The 17468-nt window shown below is 71.3% G+C and carries 17 protein-coding genes; 13 read left to right on the forward strand and 4 right to left on the reverse strand.

Annotated elements, in window-relative coordinates; genetic code table 11:
* Positions 1–439 precede the first annotated feature (439 nt).
* Positions 440–949, forward strand: a complete 510-nt coding sequence (locus ACWEFL_RS19400; RefSeq protein WP_451713913.1) for an N-acetyltransferase family protein — start codon at positions 440–442, stop codon at positions 947–949.
* Between the two features lie 165 nt (positions 950–1114).
* Here the strand turns inward: ACWEFL_RS19400 and ACWEFL_RS19405 are convergent, their stop codons facing one another.
* On the reverse strand, positions 1115–2263 hold the full coding sequence (locus ACWEFL_RS19405; RefSeq protein WP_451713915.1) for a bile acid:sodium symporter family protein: 1149 nt from the start codon (positions 2261–2263) through the stop codon (positions 1115–1117).
* A gap of 167 nt (positions 2264–2430) precedes the next feature.
* Between ACWEFL_RS19405 and ACWEFL_RS19410 the strand changes: the two genes are divergently transcribed.
* The 5 genes from ACWEFL_RS19410 to ACWEFL_RS19430 all read left to right on the forward strand — a co-directional run bounded on the left by ACWEFL_RS19410 (position 2431) and on the right by ACWEFL_RS19430 (position 7922).
* Positions 2431–3321 carry a LysR substrate-binding domain-containing protein gene (locus ACWEFL_RS19410; protein WP_451713917.1) on the forward strand — a complete coding sequence of 297 codons (891 nt, stop codon included), beginning with the start codon at positions 2431–2433 and terminating at the stop codon, positions 3319–3321.
* A 298-nt stretch (positions 3322–3619) separates the two neighbouring features.
* Positions 3620–5443 carry an AMP-dependent synthetase/ligase gene (locus tag ACWEFL_RS19415; RefSeq protein ID WP_451713919.1) on the forward strand — a complete coding sequence of 608 codons (1824 nt, stop codon included), beginning with the start codon at positions 3620–3622 and terminating at the stop codon, positions 5441–5443.
* Between the two features lie 135 nt (positions 5444–5578).
* Positions 5579–6412: an aldo/keto reductase gene (locus ACWEFL_RS19420; protein ID WP_451713922.1), complete on the forward strand. Its 834-nt coding sequence runs from the start codon at positions 5579–5581 to the stop codon at positions 6410–6412.
* Between the two features lie 391 nt (positions 6413–6803).
* The gene (locus ACWEFL_RS19425) at positions 6804–7262 is read left to right on the forward strand and encodes a hypothetical protein (protein WP_451713924.1); all 459 of its coding nucleotides are present in this window, start codon (positions 6804–6806) and stop codon (positions 7260–7262) included.
* Positions 7263–7448: 186 nt separating this feature from the next.
* The gene (locus ACWEFL_RS19430; RefSeq protein WP_451713927.1) at positions 7449–7922 is read left to right on the forward strand and encodes an RICIN domain-containing protein; all 474 of its coding nucleotides are present in this window, start codon (positions 7449–7451) and stop codon (positions 7920–7922) included.
* Positions 7923–8027: 105 nt separating this feature from the next.
* Here the strand turns inward: ACWEFL_RS19430 and ACWEFL_RS19435 are convergent, their stop codons facing one another.
* Positions 8028–8885: a class I SAM-dependent methyltransferase gene (locus tag ACWEFL_RS19435; RefSeq protein ID WP_451713929.1), complete on the reverse strand. Its 858-nt coding sequence runs from the start codon at positions 8883–8885 to the stop codon at positions 8028–8030.
* Complete coding sequence (locus tag ACWEFL_RS19440) at positions 8882–9913, reverse strand: cupin domain-containing protein (protein WP_451713931.1); 1032 nt, start codon at positions 9911–9913, stop codon at positions 8882–8884. Before ACWEFL_RS19440 ends, ACWEFL_RS19435 begins: the two co-directional genes overlap by 4 nt.
* Positions 9914–9994: 81 nt before the next feature.
* Here ACWEFL_RS19440 and ACWEFL_RS19445 point away from each other — a divergent pair, with 81 nt between their 5' ends.
* From ACWEFL_RS19445 to ACWEFL_RS19475, 7 genes are all read left to right on the forward strand, one after another.
* Positions 9995–10843, forward strand: coding sequence for an NmrA family NAD(P)-binding protein (locus ACWEFL_RS19445; protein WP_451713933.1), 849 nt, complete (start codon positions 9995–9997; stop codon positions 10841–10843).
* A gap of 727 nt (positions 10844–11570) precedes the next feature.
* Positions 11571–11774: a hypothetical protein gene (locus ACWEFL_RS19450; RefSeq protein ID WP_451713936.1), complete on the forward strand. Its 204-nt coding sequence runs from the start codon at positions 11571–11573 to the stop codon at positions 11772–11774.
* A complete protein-coding gene (locus tag ACWEFL_RS19455) occupies positions 11771–13420 on the forward strand; it encodes an FAD-dependent oxidoreductase (protein ID WP_451713938.1) in 1650 nt (549 codons plus the stop codon). The genes ACWEFL_RS19450 and ACWEFL_RS19455 overlap by 4 nt, the downstream gene beginning before the upstream one ends.
* Positions 13421–13577: 157 nt before the next feature.
* Positions 13578–14153, forward strand: coding sequence for a hypothetical protein (locus ACWEFL_RS19460; RefSeq protein WP_451713939.1), 576 nt, complete (start codon positions 13578–13580; stop codon positions 14151–14153).
* Positions 14154–14156: 3 nt separating this feature from the next.
* Positions 14157–15476 carry an MAB_1171c family putative transporter gene (locus ACWEFL_RS19465; RefSeq protein WP_451713942.1) on the forward strand — a complete coding sequence of 440 codons (1320 nt, stop codon included), beginning with the start codon at positions 14157–14159 and terminating at the stop codon, positions 15474–15476.
* 233 nt (positions 15477–15709) lie between these two features.
* Positions 15710–16129, forward strand: a complete 420-nt coding sequence (locus tag ACWEFL_RS19470) for an SsgA family sporulation/cell division regulator (RefSeq protein ID WP_451713945.1) — start codon at positions 15710–15712, stop codon at positions 16127–16129.
* Positions 16130–16212: 83 nt separating this feature from the next.
* Positions 16213–17028, forward strand: coding sequence for a helix-turn-helix domain-containing protein (locus tag ACWEFL_RS19475; protein ID WP_451713948.1), 816 nt, complete (start codon positions 16213–16215; stop codon positions 17026–17028).
* On the opposite strand, the gene ACWEFL_RS19480 is transcribed toward ACWEFL_RS19475, so the two are convergent.
* Positions 17018–17437: a hypothetical protein gene (locus tag ACWEFL_RS19480; RefSeq protein WP_451713950.1), complete on the reverse strand. Its 420-nt coding sequence runs from the start codon at positions 17435–17437 to the stop codon at positions 17018–17020. The genes ACWEFL_RS19475 and ACWEFL_RS19480 overlap by 11 nt on opposite strands.
* Positions 17438–17468: the final 31 nt, after the last annotated feature.

Genomic DNA, 17468 nt, shown 5'->3' on the forward strand with positions numbered 1-17468 from the left:
CGCGGACTCTGTCGGGGTGATCGGCTGTCAGGAAATCGGTGATCTCGCTCGGATCGGGGCCGTGGTGGTGACCGCCCGGCGAAGGCTGTGTGAACATGCGTTCCATGTCACCAGGTCGCGCCGGACCACGGCCGGGAGTTGTCCACAGCCCCCCGCGATGGTGCGCTTGTACGACTGGACCCGCCCGGTTCGCCGCACTGCGAGTAGGTGCGGCTGAGCCTGCCGAGTGCGCGTTCCCGCAGGTGCGTTGCCTCCGGACCGTCGCCCCTCGATCGCCGAACGGGCTCTGTCGGAAGGGAGTCGCCGCTCCGCCCTGGACCTCGCCCCGTACGCCGCGCCCACCGGACGCCGCGTGGCCGAACCCGACGGACCCCCTCGAACGCCGATGCGCGAGGGGGCGACTTGGCCGTGGTGGAGCCGACTGCGAGAGGGTGCCGTCATGGAGGACACCGTGATCCGTCGGGCCGAGATCACCGACGCGCGCGTACTGGCGGTTCTGCGCCGGCGCTTCAAACAGGAGGAGGAAGAGGGAGAGACAGCAGCAGCAGAAGCAGCAGAGCCTTCACTGAATCAGGACGACGATGAGGACGGCTTCGTCACGGAGTGCGAGCAGTGGCTCAGGACCCGGCTGGCCGGGCCGTGGCGGGTCTGGCTCGCGGAAGCGGACGGCCGGCCCTGCGGACATGTGTTCCTCTGCCTGGTGGAGAAGGTACCCAGCCCCTTTCCGGGCCCCGACGCTCTCGGCTATGTGACGAACTTCTACGTCCCCCCGGAGCGGCGGAACCAGGGCGTCGGCAGAGCCCTCCTGGACGAGGCCACCCGCTACGCGCGCGTCCGAGGTCTGGACACCCTGATCGTCTGGCCTTCGGACCGCAGCGCACCCCTGTATCGGCGCTGCGGCTTCGGCCCGTCCGGGGAACTGCTCGAACGGCCCGTGACGCCCGGCTGACACCCCGCCCCGGCGGCGGCTCGGGACGGGCGCGCGGGTACGCCCGGAAGGCGTAGGACGGGAAGGCGCTGCCCGGAAGGCGTACGCCGGGAAGGCTCCGCCGAGGCCGCCCGGCGCTCGGGCCCGCCCCACCCCGCCCCCTACTCCTGGCGGGGTCGCCCGGTGTCAGCCTCGCGCGGAGACCGCGCCGGGCTCGTCGGACAGGGGACCGGGTGTCGCGGCGGGAAGCCGCTCAGGGGCCGAGTCCCCCGCCGGGCCGGACCCCGCACCTCGGTGGGCTCCGGGCTCAGGGCCGGATTCCCGTCCGGGGACGGCGTCGGGGTCGGACTCCGGATCGTCGGTGGCATCGCGCGACCGGCGCTTCGCGATAACCGCGCCGACCATCAGCTGGAGCTGGTGGAAGAGCATCAGCGGCAGGACCGCCAGGCTCGCCTGCGCGCCGAAGAGGACGGTCGCCATGGGGAGGCCCGCCGCCAGGCTCTTCTTGGAGCCCGCGAACTGGATCGCGATCCGGTCGGCCCGGCCGAAGCCGAGGCGTTTCGCGCCGTACCAGGTCAGGGTGAGCATGACCGCCAGGAGGACCGCCTCGACCACGAGCAGCGCGCCCAGGCGGAGCGGGGTGATCCGGTTCCAGACGCCCGCGTTCATTCCCGAGCTGAAGGCGGTGTAGACGACGAGGAGGATCGAGCCCCGGTCCACGAATCCGAGCACCTTCTTGTGGCGGGTCAGGAAGCCGCCGACCCAGCGTTGCAGCAGCTGGCCCGCCACGAACGGGACGAGCAGTTGCAGCACGATCCGCAGCAGCGAGTCCGCCGAGAAGCCACCCGCCTGGCCGCCTATCAGCAGCGCCGCGAGGAGGGGTGTGACGACAATGCCGGCGATGCTGGAGAAGGAGCCCGCACAGATCGCCGCAGGAACGTTTCCTCGAGCCATGGACGTGAAGGCGATCGACGACTGGATCGTCGACGGCACCAGGCACAGGAAGAGCAGCCCGCTGTACAGCTCAGGGGTCAGTACAGCGGGCTCCAGGATTCTCGCGGCGAGGCCCAGCAGGGGAAAGACCACGAAGGTGGCCGCGAGCACCGTCGTATGGAGCCGCCAGTGCCGCAGCCCGTCGAGCGCCTCGCGCGTCGAGAGCCGTGCGCCGTAGAGGAAGAAGAGCAGCGCCACCGCACCCGTGGCCGCGCCGCCCGCCACATCGGCGGCGCGGCCGGAGGCCGGGAAGAGGGCTGCCAGGGCGACCGTGCCCAGCAGGGCGACGATGTACGGATCGACCGGCAGCCAGGACGGCAGACGGGGCAGACGGCGGCTCATGTACTCCCTCTCGGCTCCCGGCCGAAGGTCACGTGGCCGGCTGGCGGGACAGCAGCCCCGGACGGCCCGGTTCGGTCCCGGATCACTCCATGGTGAGGCCCGGAAGGCCGATCGGGAATCCCGTACACCGCTCTCACTGTCATCACGCCTTTCGATAACATGGAGAAATGTACGATCCCGCACAGCTGCGGACCTTCCTCGCGGTCGCGCAGACGCTCAGTTTCACCCAGGCCGCCCGCCGGCTCGGGGTGCGCCAGTCGACGGTGAGCCAGCATGTACGGCGGCTCGAGGAGGCCACCGGGCGTCAGCTGTTCACGCGGGACACCCACAGCGTGGACCTCACCGAGGACGGCGAGGCGATGCTCGGCTTCGCCCGGACGATCCTCCAGGCCCATGAACGCGCGTCGGCGTTCTTCACGGGCAAGCGGCTGCGCGGGCGGCTCCGGTTCGGGGCGTCGGAGGACTTCGTGCTGACCCGGCTGCCGGAGATCCTGGAGTCCTTCCGCACCGACCACCCCGATGTCGATCTGGAACTCAATGTCGATCTCTCCGGCACACTCCACAAGCAGCTGGAGGCGGGCCGGCTCGACCTCGTGCTCGCCAAGCGGAGGACCGGGGACACCCATGGCGAGCTGATCTGGCAGGACACGCTGATCTGGATCGGCGCACCGCGGCTGCGAGTGGATCCTGAGCGTCCGGTCCCGCTCATCCTCTTTCCGTCGCCCGGCATCACCCGCGCCCGCGCGCTGGAAGTGCTGGAGGCGGAGGGCCGCGCCTGGCGCATCGCCTGTACGAGTACGAGCCTGAACGGTCTCATCGCGGCCGCGCGGGCGGGCCTGGGCGTGATGATCCACGCGCGCGGGCTGATCCCGCCCGGCCTGGTCCCGGTCCCGGCCCGCGCGGGACTGCCCGAACTGGGCGGGGTGGACTTCGTCCTGCTGCACGGCCGCCGCACGGGCGCGGATCGGGGCGCCCAGGAGGCGGCGGAGGCGCTGGCGTCGGCCATCCTCGCGGGCGGCGACCGGCTGCACCGCGATCCGGGACCGCGCCCGGCGTAGCGCATGGGGCACCGCGCCCACCCCCGCCATTGACTCCAAAACAGCCCAGAAATCCCCAGAAATCAATGAACACCAATAAAGCTGCCGTGTCCGCACCGTACAGATTCAGTGGAGATTCCTCCCCGGCCCACTTACCCGCCGGTCAGAAGTCCACCCGCCCCCCTTCCGTGTACGCCCGGACATCTCCGTCTGACCTGTGGTGATGCCATTCGTCCACAGTTCACTCACACGCTCCCGTCCGCGCGGCGCCGTGGGGTAGCGTCGCGGCGCTGTGCGGAGCGCCCCAAGGAGCAGGCCATTGCGCGAGTTCACCGTCCCCCCGCTGGACGCGCCTCCTCTCGTCGGTGGACTGGCCGATGCGGTGTTCGACCATGCCCGGCAGGACCCCGGCCGGCCCGTTCTGAGCCGGAAGGACGACGCCGGCTCCTGGCGGGACGTGACCTCGGCGCAGTTCCGTGACGAAGTGCTCGCGCTGGCCAAGGGACTCATCTCCCAGGGGGTGCGGTTCGGGGACCGGGTGGCGCTCATGTGCCGTACGCGGTACGAGTGGACGGTCTTCGACTTCGCGATCTGGACGGTCGGCGCCCAGTCGGTGCCGGTGTACCCCACCTCATCGGCCGAGCAGGTCTTCTGGATGCTGCACGACGCGGAGGTCTCCGCCTGCATGGTGGAGCACGAGGACCATGCGATGACGATCGGTTCGGTCGTCGACCGGCTGCCGATGCTGAAACGGCTCTGGCAACTGGACGCGGACGCGGTCGAACACCTGGTGCGGGCGGGCGCGGGCATCGACGACGAGGTGGTGCACCGGCACCGGCTCGCCGTGACTCCGGACTCGACGGCGACCGTCGTCTACACCTCGGGAACCACCGGCCGGCCCAAGGGCTGTGTGCTCACCCATGCCAACCTCATGTTCCAGTCGGACACGCTCACCGAGCGCTGGGAGCCGGTCTTCCACGCCGCGTCGGGCGGTGAGCCCTCGACGCTGCTCTTCCTTCCATTGGCGCATGTCTTCGGCCGGATGGTGGAGGTCGCGGCGGTCCGCAGCCGGGTCCGGTTCGCGCATCAGCCCGCGCTGCAGACGAGTGCCCTGCTGCCGGATCTGGCGAGTTTCAGGCCGAGCTTCTTCCTGGCCGTGCCGTACGTCTTCGAGAAGATCTACAGTGCCGCGCGGCGGCAGGCGGAGCGGGACGGGAAGGCCGGTCCGTTCGACAAGGCCGTCGAGGTGGCCGTGCGGTACGCGGAGGCGCTGGAGAACCGGGCCTTCGGTCTCGGTCCGGGGCCGTCGGCCGCGCTGCGGGTGCAGCACCAGTTCTTCGACCGGGCCGTGTACGGGAGGATCCGCGCGGCGATGGGCGGCCGGGTCCGGCACGCGATGTCCGGCGGCTCGGGCATGGACCGGCGGCTCGGTCTCTTCTTCGAGGGCGTGGGCGTCACCGTCTTCGAGGGGTACGGGCTGACCGAGAGCAGCGGGGCGGCCACGGCCAATCCCCCGGAGCGGACGAAGTACGGCACGGTCGGCCATCCGGTCCCCGGGACCTCGGTCCGTATCGCGGAGGACGGCGAGGTGTGGCTGCACGGCCCACAGGTCTTCTCCGGTTATCACTCGGCCCCCGTGTCCACGGACGACGTCCTGCGCGGAGGCTGGCTGGCGACCGGTGATCTCGGGGCGCTCGACGAGGACGGATATCTGACGATCACCGGGCGGAAGAAGGAGATCCTGGTGACCTCGGGCGGCAAGAGCGTCTCGCCGGTGGCCTTGGAGGACCGGGTACGGTCGCATCCGCTGGTGGCGCAGTGCATCGCCGTCGGCAACGACCGCCCGTTCGTCGCGGCCCTGATCACCGTCGACCAGGAGGCCGTGGACCACTGGCTGGAGATGCGGAACCAGCCGCCGCTGCCCCCCGCCGAACTGGTCCGCGACCCGGATCTGGAGATGGAGATCCGGCGCGCGGTGGTCGCGGCCAACACCTTGGTCTCCCAGGCCGAGTCGATCCGTACGTTCCGGATCCTGGCGCACCCCTTCAGCGAGGAACACGGGCTCCTGACGCCGTCGCGGAAGCTCAAGAGGAAGGCGATCGAGAAGGCGTACGCGGCCGAGGTGGAGGCGCTCTACCGCTGATCCCGCGTGTCCGGGCACGGACCTGCGCACCCGAAGGCGCGCCCGGGGAATGCGGCCGCCGGGCTGATCGTTCCCGATGGGGTACCAAGGAGTACGAACACGAGCATCACCCGACGACGTAAGGATCCACCCCTCGTGAGCAAGGTCCCCTCCATCACCCTCAACAACGGCGTCAGGATGCCGCAGCTCGGCTTCGGCGTGTGGCAGGTGCCGGACAGCGAGGCGGCGAAGGCGGTCGCCTCGGCCGTGGAGGCCGGGTACCGGAGTATCGACACCGCGGCCGTGTACGAGAACGAACGGGGCACGGGCCGGGCCGTGGCCGCCTCCGGCGTCCCCCGGGAAGACCTCTTCATCACCACGAAGCTCTGGAACGACGCCCAGGGATACGACAAGACGCTGCGCGCCTTCGACGCCTCGCTGGAGCGGCTCGGTCTCGACTACGTGGATCTGTATCTGATCCACTGGCCGATGCCCTCCAAGGGCAGTTTCGTCGACACCTACCGCGCCTTCGAGACGATCCTGGCCGACGGCCGCGCCAAGGCGATCGGGGTGTCCAACTTCCTCCCGGAGCATCTGGAGCGGCTGATCGCGGAGACCTCGGTGGTCCCGGCGGTCAACCAGATCGAGCTGCACCCTCTGCTCCAGCAGTCCGAGCTGCGCGCGTTCCACGCCGAGCACGGCATCGCGACCGAGGCATGGTCGCCGCTGGGTCAGGGCAAGAGCCTGCTCGACGCCCCGACGGTCATCGCCGTCGCCCGGAAGCACGAGCGCACTCCCGCCCAGGTGGTGCTGCGCTGGCACCTCCAGATGGGCAATGTGGCGATTCCCAAGTCCGTGACGCCGTCCCGGATCCGGGAGAACATCGCGGTGTTCGACTTCGAGCTGGACGCGGACGATCTGGCCGCGTTCGCGGCCCTGGACGAGGGCAAGCGGCTGGGCCCCGACCCGGCGACCTTCGAGAGCGCCTGAACCGTTTGAGCCGTTGAGCCGTTGAGCCGTTGAGCAGACCGAGGCAGACCGGGGGCGGCGCGGCGGGACGACGGCCGCCGCGCCACCCCCGGTTCGCCGCCCCCGTTCGCCGTTCCGGGAATCCGGGGGTGACGCCGACGACCTCGCCCCGTCACCGCGCCGGACGCGCGGTCGCCGACCACTGGCTACTGAAGACTGACCACCGATCCTGCCCGAGCGCCGAACACCGGACGTCCTCGAACACCGGACGTTCCCGGACACCGGACGCCCCGTGGGGCCGGTTGGGGTAATCCCCTCTCTCCTTGCGCGCCTTTTCATCCTATTTAGTGTCGGTATGCATATTTTTGGCGCTCCGGATTCTCCCTTCTGTCCGCACCGTGGAGGCAGCGCGATGGAGCGCATCAAACGAACGACGGTCACCGCAATCACCACTGCCGCCCTGCTGGCCGGGTCCGTGAGCGTGGCCATGGCCGTCGCCGACCCGGCCCCGTCACCGCACACGAAGACCACGACCGCCCGGCAGAACAGCGAGAACGGCACGGACGGCAAGCGCGACAAGCGCGGCCAGGACGACCGGCGGGGGCCCATCACGGCGAGGGCGACGAGCCAGTACGTCCATGCGTGGCAGCAGTTCCGCGTGTACGGAACGGCCAAGGAGCTGCGCCCCGGCACGAAGGTCTCCCTCCAGCAGAAGCAGGGCAAACGCTGGGTGACGCTTCCCGTGTCGATGAAGACCAGCGGCAAATCGACGTACAAGTTGCGCGTCACCCTCGGCCTCAAGGGCCCGAACAACCTCCGGATCGTCGGCGGCGGCCAGGCGTCGGCCCCGTTCACCGTCACCGTGCGCTGACCCGGTTCCCCGCTCGGGAAGAGAGCCCTCGTCGCCGCGTGAGCGGCCGGCGGGGGCTCCCGTACGCCCAAAACCCGCCTCACAGCTCGTCGAACCCGCCCGCGTCCTCACTGTCAGACCCCTCTCCTACGATCAGTCGACAGTGTGGTGACGGATGCCGTGACGACGGACGAAGGAGTACGGGGCGTGAGCGGGACTTTCCCACCGGGCCGTTATCTGGTGCGCAATATCAACAGCGGGCTGCTCCTCGAGGTGTACGGCGGTGTCAAGGGCAGCGGGGCCGTCGTCCAGCAGAACGGGGAGAACGGCACCGCCGCCCAGCAGTGGCAGATCGACCACGTCCCGAACGGCAGCGGGCTCTACCACTTCGTGAGCGTCGCCAGTGGCAAACGGCTCGACGTCGCCGACGCGTCCACCGAGAACGGCGCCCGCGTCCAGCAGTGGCGGCCCAACAACTTCGGCGCTCAGGAGTGGATCATCGAGCGCCATCTGGACGCGCCGGGCACGGTCGCCATCGTCAGCTTCATCAGCGGCCTGTTGCTCGAAGTCGCCGACGGCAGCACGGAGGACGGTGCGCGCGTGCAGCAATGGGAGGACACCGACTCGCCCGGCCAGCAGTGGCGGCTCGAACCCTGCGCCTCGGGGACTCCGCCGGCGTGACACGGCGCTCCAGGTGCCGCCGTGGGCCGGGGCACAAGTCCCACGGCGGAGGCAGCTCCCGCTTCCAGGGGCCCGGAAGAAGCGGGAGCCGGACCGCGCCCGGCGTCAGCGCCGGGCGGTGTGCACCGTACGGGCGCTGAGCAGATACACGTCCGCGCGGTTCAGCAGTCCCTCCGGGTCCTCGGGGTCGAGGAGCCGGTCCAGTACGGCGAGGTCGTCGGCCTCGAGCAGCCCGTCCATGGACTTGCGCTGGTGGGAGAAGGCGGCGAGGGCGTGTTCGCGAACCGCGTCGGGCACGGGCGCGGGGTAGTCGAGCAGGAAGGAGCGCGTGCCGCTCGGGGTGAGGCCCGCCGCGCTCAGCAGTGCCCGCCAGTCCTCCACCTCTTCCTTGGCACCGGGCAGATCGGCCCGCATCGCGGTGAACCACTCCGCGGCGGCCGCGTCCATCCGGATCTCAAGCCCCGGCCGGCCCAGCCCGATGTCGCGCGGCAGATGACGGAGCGGCAGCCCGCCCTCCCGTACCGCGAGCAGCCCTCCGGGCCGCAACAGCCCGGCGAGACCGGCGAGCGCGGCGCCCTGGTCGCCGAGGTGGTGCACCGAGTCCCCCGCCCAGATCAGATCCGCCTCACCCAGTTCCCCGATGTCGCCGGGGAGTTCGGCGTGCTTCGTTCGGACCCGGTCGCCGAGCCCGGCGCGGTCGGCACGGGCGCGGGCCAGCTCCAGCAACTGCGGCGTGGCGTCCACGGCGACCACTTCGGCGTGCGGGAACACCTCGGCGAACAGGGCGGTCAGCACGCCGGGTCCGCTGCCGATGTCCAGGACGCGGCGGACACCCGCCGCGGGGATCAGCTCGCCCAGCCAGGCCGCGGCCTGCCGGTAGAGGGGGCTCTGCAGTTCCGCGCCGCTCTCCAGCAGCCGGCCCATCTGGTCCCAGTCGATGTGGGTGTCGTGGTGATGACTCATGGGGACAGGGTGACCCGCCCATGCGATTTTGGCGAGGAAAGTTGCGATTCCGGCAAAGCGGAATCCGACAGGGCAGAGTCCGACACCGCACCGGTCGGCCGGTAGGCGCGGTACGCCTGCGGACTGATGCCCCGCACCCGTTTGAAGGCCGCGCTCAGCGCGAACGAGCCGCTGTAGCCGACCTTCCGCGCCACCGAATCGACGGTCACGTCCGACTCCCGCAGCAGATCGGCGGCGAGGTCGAGGCGCAGCCGCGTCAGGTACGCCATCGGGGGGTCACCCGCCAGCTCATGGAACCGGCGCGCCAGCTGCGCCCGCGAGACGCCGCACTTGACCGCCAGCGACGCCACCGTCCATGGATGGGCCGGATCGTCCTGCATGAGCCGCAGCGCCTGCCCCACCACCGGATCGCCCATCGCCCGGTACCAGCCCGGAGCACTCGCCTCCGGCCGGGAGAACCATGCCCGCAGCGCCGTCACCAGCACCAGATCCAGAATCCGGTCGAGCATGACGCTCTGGCCCGGATCGTCGCGCCCGATCTCCTCTTCGAGGACCGGCAGCAGCGGACAGGTCCAGCTGTCGGCCGGCAGATGCAGCAGATCGGGCAGCGCGCCCAGCAGCCGCCCGCTGACCTCGCCCTCCATCTGGTACGTCCCGATCTGCATGACCGCCGAACCCTCCGGGTCGTTCCCCCAGCTCCGTACGCCCACGCGCATGGCCTCGTCGAGCGGCTCGCCGCGCAGGGTGTGGCAGGTACCGCCGGGGCCGATCAGCGCCTGCGGCTCCGTCCGCGGACTGTCGGCGGCGGTGTAGGGAGCCGGGCCGCGCGCGATCGCCACATCGCCCGGGCGCAGCAGGACCGGCTCACCGCGGTCGGGGACGATCCATGCCTCGCCTCGGGTCATGCACATCAGCGTGAGCGGAGCACGGTCTTCCACGCGTATCGACCACGGCGACTCCATCACCATCCGCAGCAGAAAGGCGCCTCGGGCACGAGGTCCGTCCAGAAGTCCCGCGAGCGCGTCCATGCCCGCCAGTGTAGACGCACGCGTATGGGATTGCGCCTCTGACGCATGGAGAGTCCAGATGGGGTCGGCAACTCTTGAGGCATGACGAAGAACATGACGGAGAATCCGAAGCGGAAAACAGTGCTGGTGACGGCGGCGACCGGAAAGACGGGCCTGCGGGTGGTCCAGCACCTTACGAAGCTGGGCATCGCGGTACGGGCCGGGTCGCGCGGCGGCGACACGCGGCCGGGCGGGGTCCTCTTCGACTGGGAGGCGCCGGCCACCTGGGCGCCGGCCCTGCGAGGCGCGTCCAGCGCGTATGTGGCGTACTACCCGGATCTGGCCGCGCCGGGCGCGGTCGAGGCGATGCGCGCGTTCGGCCGCGCGGCGGCCGAGGGCGGCGTGCGCCGTCTGGTCCTCCTCTCCGGGCGGGGTGAGCCGGACGCGGAGTCCGCCGAGTCGGCGCTGCGGGAGTCCGATCTGGACACGACCGTCGTCAGGGCCTCCTTCTTCGCGCAGAACTTCTCGGAGGGCCTGATCGCCGAGGGCGTGGCGAGCGGCGAGATCGTCTTTCCCGCGGGTGACTCCGCCGAGCCCTTCATCGACGTGGACGATGTGGCGGACGCGGTGGTCGCGGCGCTGACCGGGGACGGCCACGCGGGCAAGGTGTACGAACTCACCGGCCCCCGGCTGCTCACCCTCGCCGACATCGCCTCCGAGATCAGCCGGGCCGCGGGCCGCGAGGTGCGTTACGTGCCCGTGTCCGGAGCGGAGTACGCGGCGGGGCTGCGGAAGGCGGGCTTCCCGGAGGCGGACGCGGAGTGGGTGGCCGGGCTGTTCACAATGCTGCTCGACGGCCACAACGCGTCGACGACGGACGGTGTGCGCGACCTTCTCGGCCGGGAGCCGAGGGATTTCCGGGACTTCGCACGGGAGACCTGGCCCGCGTAGGCCCCGCGGACGGTGCGCGGGGGCAGCAGGGTGCGGATGGGGTCGCGGCGGAACGGCGCCCCGGCGGGGGATGCTCGCCTCGCCGGAAAGCCCTCCTCTGGGTACTCGCGAGGAACCGCACCGGAGGGGCCGCGTCCGCTCCCGCGAGTGCGCTCCCTGCCGGGCCCCACCCCCGCGCCTCGGACACCGATGGAGCTGGCCCCGGCCCGGCCGGCGCTTGAGGACGGATCCGCGCCTCGCGTCGGGCCCCTGGCAGAACCTCGGCCTCCGGGCGGGCGGGGTGCGTCCGTCGCACACCGCGCAGGCGTGGCCGCGCCCGCCGCGGCTGGCCGGTCGGTGGGGATTCCCGGAGCACACGTGCACGAAGTAAGGTTGCTCGGTTGCGCGGTCGCACCGGGCCTTCGGCCTCAAGTGCTCTCGTACGAGGGGAAGTTGCCGACCCGGTGTCTCTTCGGGGCTGCGGAGGGAGCGGACGGGGTGGGGTGCTGTGTGGGGGTTCCAGGCCGACGGTGCACAGATCCACGGACGCGGGCGGACCAGGGCGCGGGCCGACCGGAGCACGGGCCGACCGGACCGGGGGACAACCGGACCGGGGCGGCCGGGACCCGGGCCGACCGGGGCCGCCCAGGTGGACACGGGGGCGGCCGCCTGGGCTTCCCGCGCCCCGTACCGATGACGACCGACCGGATCCCCGGCGGCGATCCGGGAAGCCCGAGGCCGGTGGGCCGTGAGTGACCTGGGCATGACCCTTCCGGGCGTGCCGCTGTTCGGGGTCCTTCCGCTGAAGCCGCCCGCGCCGCGCCGCAACCGTCAGGACGCGCCGTCGACCCGGCCGGACGATCTCGTACTGATCTCGCTCGCCCTGCGCGACCCGCCCCTCGCCCGCCCGGTGCGCCGCCGTGCCGCCCCGTCCGAGAGCAGCCATCCATGAACGAACCCTTCATAGCTCCCCGCCCCGGTTCCCGGCGAAGGGCCGTGATCGTCGGAGGAGGGTTCGCCGGGATGCTCGCCGCCGCCGCGTGCCGGGCGTTCGCCCATGAGGTGATCGTCCTGGAGCGCGACGTCCTGCCGGACGGGCCGGTTCCGCGCAGGGGGCTCCCGCAGGCACGTCACGCGCACATGCTCTGGTCGGGCGGCGCGGACGCGGTGGAGGCGCTCGTCCCCGGAGTGACGGGCAGCCTGCTGGACGCGGGGGCCCGGCGCGTCCCGCTGCCCACCGGGATGGTGTCGCTGTCCGCGGAGGGCTGGTACCGGCGCTGGCCCGAGTCGCACTACACCATGGCCTGCAGCCGGGATCTGCTGGACTGGACGATCCGCGAACGGGTGCTGCGCGACGAAGGGATCCGGGCGGTCACGGGCACGGAGGCGCTGGGGCTGACCGGCGGCCCGCGACGGGTCGACGGCGTGTGGATACGGCTGCCGGGCGGGACGGAACAGCGCGTCGGGGCCGACCTGGTGGTGGACGCCTCCGGCCGCTCCTCGAACGGGCCCCGATGGCTCGCCAGGCTGGGCGCGGGGCCGGTGCGCGAACGCACGCTGGACGCGGGGGTGACCTACGCGAGTCGTTTCTACCGTGCCCCCGAGGGCTCGGAGCACTGCCCGATCTTCACCGTTCAGGCGGATCCACGGGAGAACCGGCCGGGCCAGGTCGCCACGATCATCCCGATTGAGGACCGGCGGTGGCTGGTGAGTCTGTCGGGCACCCGCGGCGGTCAGCCCACGGACGACGAGCGCGCCTATCTGGACTTCGCCGCAGGCGTACGGCACCCGCTGGTGGGCCGGCTCCTCGCCCACGCGGAGCCGTTGAGCGCGATCGCCGTCACCCGCAGCACCGTCAACCGCAGGCGGTTCTACGAGAGATCCGGGCCCCTGCCCGAGGGGTTCGTCCCCATCGGTGACTCCGTCGCCGCCCTCAATCCCGTGTACGCGCACGGACTCTCGGTCGCCGCGCTCGGCGCTCTGGCGCTGCGGAGGGAACTCAGACAGGCGGGGATGACGGCACCGGGACTCGCGCGACGGGCCAGACGGGCGATCGCGGGACCCGTCAAGGTGGCCTGGGGGCTCGCCACCGGACAGGACGTGTTCTATCCCGGCTCCCGGGGACGGAGCCCCAACGCCGTCGACCGGCTGGTGAACCGCTATGTCAACCGGCTGATGGCGACGTCGACCGGCTCGTACTCCATGGCCAAGGCGCTGACGGACGTGATGACACTCGAATCCGGGTTCGAGCGCCTGGTCCGCCCCGATGTGCTCATCTCCGCCGTACGCGGGCCGCTGCGCCCCCCGTTGCAGGGGCCGCCGCTGACGGCGCGTGAACGCGGCTTCCTCGGGCCCGGCCCTGCCTCCGCCGTCGGTCCCGCAGGACCAGCAGGACCAGCAGGAGGGGACGCGGGCGGGGCCGCCCCCCGCGGTGACGGTCCGGGCGGTACCGACCCAGGCGGTGACGGTCCGGGGGATGAGCGTCCGGGCCGTGACAGTTCGGGTGAAACCGATCCGGTCGGCGAAGATCCGGAGAGTGTCGACAACGATCCGGACGGTAACGATCCGGGCTCCGCGTCCGCGTGCCGTGGCTCATGACCTGGCCAAACATCCGGAAGGTCTGTCCGAAAATCCCGTCACCTTGCCCGAGGCCGCCCCAGTGGACAGAACCCTCGGTACGGTGTGGTCCCGGACCGGGGCCACGGCTCACGCCACCACGGTCCGCGTTCGGCCGTCGAACCGGGGGGAGCGGTGTGTGAGCACCAGGAGCGCCATGCGCGAGCTTCGCGACGATCTGGTGCGGGCAGTCGAAGAGGCCCGGCCGACCGGGCCGCGGGAGGTGTTCGCCGCTCTCTGCGGGCGGCTCTGCGAGCGCCGGGGCAGGCCGGTGGTGCTGCATCTGGTGGAGTTCCCGGCCGAGACGGCCAGCGGGCTCTACCTCGACATGGCCGACCGCGATCTCATCTGCGTCCAGGCGAACACCCACCCGTTCCACCAGCTGGTGATTTTCGGCCATGAGGTCTGGCATATGGTCGCAGGGCACAGCCAGCCCCATCCGGGCGTCCCGCCCGCCACCGGCCGGACGCCGACGGCCCGTCCCGTCCCTGACGCCCGGACCCAAAGCGCCACGGTCCGGGATCTGACCACCACCGTCCAGAACCTGGCAGCGCGCACCGACTTCCGGCAGACCCAGGAGACCGAGGCGGAGACTTTCGGTCTGGAACTCGGCTCCCATCTGCGCACATGGCTGGACGGCACGGCCCTGGCCGAACCCGGCGAGGGCATCGCCCGGCGCATCCACACCTCACTCGGAAACCGCCGCCGGGGCTGACGCATGCGCAACAGCGACTACTACCTCCCCGCGATCACCCTCGGCATCGCCTTCGTCGCCAAACTGCCCGCGCTCCGGCGCGGCTGGCGCGATCCGCTGGTGCGCTCCGTCCACTTCCTGCTGTTCACCGCGGCGATCTGCTTCTTCTTCGCCGCCCCGCCCACCATCACGGCGGTCAACCGGATCACCGGCACCCCCAACTTCTCGGGCCCGCTGGTCTACTGCATCATGTCGGCCTTCAGCTGCGCCTGCGTCGTCCTCATCGTCAACTGGCGGGGCGGCCCGGAAGAACGGATCCGGCGCAGCTCCCTGCGGTGGATGACGGTGTACGGCGCGGCCATCGCCGCCCTGCCCGTCCTGTTCGCGCTGGGGGACGCCCCGGTCGAGCGCCTGCGGGACCTCGACACGTACTACGCGAACACCCCGTACATCCGCGAGATGATCGTGCTCTATCTCCTCGCCCACACCGTCGCGGCCGTGGTGACCACCTCCATGTGTCTGCGGTGGGCGCGGATCGTCGGGCAGTGGCTGCGGGTGGGGCTGATCGTGCTCGTCATCGGCTTCGTCCTCAATCTGGGCTTCGGCGTCGCCAAACTGGCCGCGGTCGGCGCCCGCTGGACCGGCCGCGACTGGGACGGTCTCAGTACGACGGTGGCGCCGCCCCTGGCCGCCGCGGGCGGCATGATCACGACCGTCGGGTTTCTGCTGCCGCTGCTGGGGCCGCAGATCGCGGGGCTGTGGCGCGCCTGGATCACCTATGTCCGGCTCGGCGTGCTGTGGCGCACGCTGCGCCCGGTACGCGGTGACCATGCCCCGCTGCCGCGGATTCCCTGGTGGGCCTCGCCCGAGCTGCGGCTGACGGTCCGCGAGACCGTCATCCACGACGAGTTGCTCAGGCTTCAGCCGTATCTCGACGACCGGGTACGACAGCGCGCTTACGACTCGGCGGTCACCGGATACGCGCCGAGGGAGCACGCGCGGGCCGTGGGCGTCGCCGCCATGGTGGTCGCCGCGGTCGCGGCGCGCCGCGACGGGCGGATCCGGGAAGGCGATGACGAACTGGCCCGTGCCCAGGCCGGGGCGGAAGCGCTCACGGCCGCCCTCACTCCGGGACGGGAGAGGCTGGCACGGCTGTCCGGCGTGTTCCGCTCGCCCCACCTCACGGACGCGGTCCTCACGGACGCGGTCCTCACGGAGGGGAGTCCCGGCCCGGCCGCGCCCGGCCATCGCTCCGGGAGCCCGGCGGCGGCCGGGCCGGGAACCGCTCGACGGTCCACCGCGGCCGGAGGCGGACGGCCGGTGACGGAGACTGACGGACCATGAACGGACGGACCATGAACGGATGAACCATGAACGGATGAACCATGACGGACGGGCCATCACGGCCGGGGCCGGGGTCGCTCCCGCATAGTCCGCTCGGGCGAACGGAGGACACCCCGCCCCATTATGTGACTTAGATCACATGAGCCGATCCTGGTTGGCGCGAAATCAGTCGGGGGCAAGCTGCGTCGTAGTGCACACGAGGAGCCGAACCAGCAGCCGCAGAGGAGCACTTCATGTTCCCCACCGTCGAGCAGTCAGTCCCGGCCCATCTCATCAGCGCCGCCCCGCAGACCACCCCGATTCCGGTCTGTTTCACCTACAACGCCGTGGATCCGCTCGCGGTCCATATGGTCTTCCCCGCCTCGGCTTCCCTCAGCGGAACCGGCGCGACCTGGACATTCGCCCGTGCACTGCTGGACTCGGGACTGCGCGCGCCCTCCGGCAGCGGAGATGTGCACCTCTGGCCGTGCGGGGGCGCGCAGACGATGGTGGAGCTGCGGTCTCCCGAGGGAGTAGCGCTGCTGCGGTTCACCACGGCCAGGCTCCGCCACTTCCTGCTCCACTCGTACGCACTGGTCCCGGCGGAACTGGAGTCGCGCGTCATCGACATCGACGGCGGGCTGGCGGCCCTGCTGCGCGAGGCCCACGGCTGACCCCGGCAGACCGCCCGCGGTCCGCCCACCGACCGGGAGAAACGGCCCGGCACGCCCACCACCTGGCGTATTACGGTTTCCTCATGACAACTCTCGCGTCCGGCACCGGTGTGGGTCCTCTGCTGCGCGGCTGGCGAGAGCGCCGCCGGGTGAGCCAACTGGAACTGGCCCTGCGCGCCGACTCGTCGGCCCGCCACATCAGCTTCATCGAGACCGGGCGTTCCCGCCCGAGCGAGGAGATGATCCTGCGCCTCGCGGAGCACCTCGACATCCCCGTAAGGGAACAGAACGCCCTGCTGCTGGCGGGTGGATACGCCCCCCGTTACACCGAGACCCCGTTCGGTGACCCCGCGATGGGGGCCCTGCGGGAGGGGATGCAGCAGTTGCTCCACGGCTACGAGCCCTATCCGGCGGTCGTCGTCGACGGCGCCTACAACGTCGTCGCCGCGAATCTCGGCATGACCCGGATCCTGGACGGCATCGCCCCGCACCTGCTGACACCGCCCCTCAACGCCATGCGGATCACGCTCCACCCCGAGGGGCTGTCGTCCCGGATCCGCAACTTCCGGGAGTGGCGGGGCCATCTGCTCCACCAGATGGATCGCCAGCTCGCCCTGATGCGCTCGGACGCCCTGCGCGAGCTGTACGAAGAGGTCGCCGCCTATCCCCTTCCGGAGACCGGCGACGACCTGGACACCACGGCCGCGGGCGCGGAGGGGCCCTACCCCTTCTTCGCGCTTCCGCTGCGGATCGAGCACGAGGGCACGGTGCTCTCGTTCGTGTCGTCCATCTCGACCTTCAACACCCCGATGGATGTGACGGTCGCCGAGCTGGCCATCGAGACGTTCCTCCCGGCCGACCCGGCGACGGTCGACTACCTCCGCTCCCTCACGACCTAGCCCCTGCCCGCAGCGCGCCCCACTGCACCGCCGCGAAAGCGGCGACGACCATCGCCTGGAGCGGGATCCAGACGGCTCCGGCGGTGGTCGGGTCGAACCAGAGTGCGAGAGAGGCGACGCTGACGACCGTCCACACGACATTGCAGTCGACCACGGTCTTCACGGCGAGCGCCGGCGGCTGGGCGCGGGCGGCGAGCGCGCCGACGGCGCCGCCGTAGAGGATGAGGAAGACGCCCAATCCGATGAGCAGGCCGTCGTCGACCCCGAGCAGCCGGCCGAGCGGTCCGGAGGCGACGGTGTAGGCGACTCCGTTGCCGGCGGTGACGACCGCGTCGACGCCGAGGAAGCGGCGCAGCATCGTCCGGGGCTCGGTGGTGCGGGCGATGCCGGTGAGGAACGTGGCGGACATGCGGATCAGCCTCCAGCGAAGTCTTGCGGCC

Source organism: Streptomyces sp. NPDC004838 (assembly GCF_053600955.1).

Coding starts and splice junctions, on each gene's coding strand:
- ACWEFL_RS19400 (WP_451713913.1), top strand. CDS start 440: ATGGAGGACACCGTGATCCGTCGGGCCGAGATCACCGACGCGCGCGTA.
- ACWEFL_RS19405 (WP_451713915.1), bottom strand. CDS start 2,263: ATGAGCCGCCGTCTGCCCCGTCTGCCGTCCTGGCTGCCGGTCGATCCG.
- ACWEFL_RS19410 (WP_451713917.1), top strand. CDS start 2,431: ATGTACGATCCCGCACAGCTGCGGACCTTCCTCGCGGTCGCGCAGACG.
- ACWEFL_RS19425 (WP_451713924.1), top strand. CDS start 6,804: ATGGAGCGCATCAAACGAACGACGGTCACCGCAATCACCACTGCCGCC.
- ACWEFL_RS19435 (WP_451713929.1), bottom strand. CDS start 8,885: ATGAGTCATCACCACGACACCCACATCGACTGGGACCAGATGGGCCGG.
- ACWEFL_RS19440 (WP_451713931.1), bottom strand. CDS start 9,913: ATGGACGCGCTCGCGGGACTTCTGGACGGACCTCGTGCCCGAGGCGCC.
- ACWEFL_RS19445 (WP_451713933.1), top strand. CDS start 9,995: ATGACGAAGAACATGACGGAGAATCCGAAGCGGAAAACAGTGCTGGTG.
- ACWEFL_RS19455 (WP_451713938.1), top strand. CDS start 11,771: ATGAACGAACCCTTCATAGCTCCCCGCCCCGGTTCCCGGCGAAGGGCC.
- ACWEFL_RS19465 (WP_451713942.1), top strand. CDS start 14,157: ATGCGCAACAGCGACTACTACCTCCCCGCGATCACCCTCGGCATCGCC.
- ACWEFL_RS19470 (WP_451713945.1), top strand. CDS start 15,710: ATGTTCCCCACCGTCGAGCAGTCAGTCCCGGCCCATCTCATCAGCGCC.
- ACWEFL_RS19475 (WP_451713948.1), top strand. CDS start 16,213: ATGACAACTCTCGCGTCCGGCACCGGTGTGGGTCCTCTGCTGCGCGGC.
- ACWEFL_RS19480 (WP_451713950.1), bottom strand. CDS start 17,437: ATGTCCGCCACGTTCCTCACCGGCATCGCCCGCACCACCGAGCCCCGG.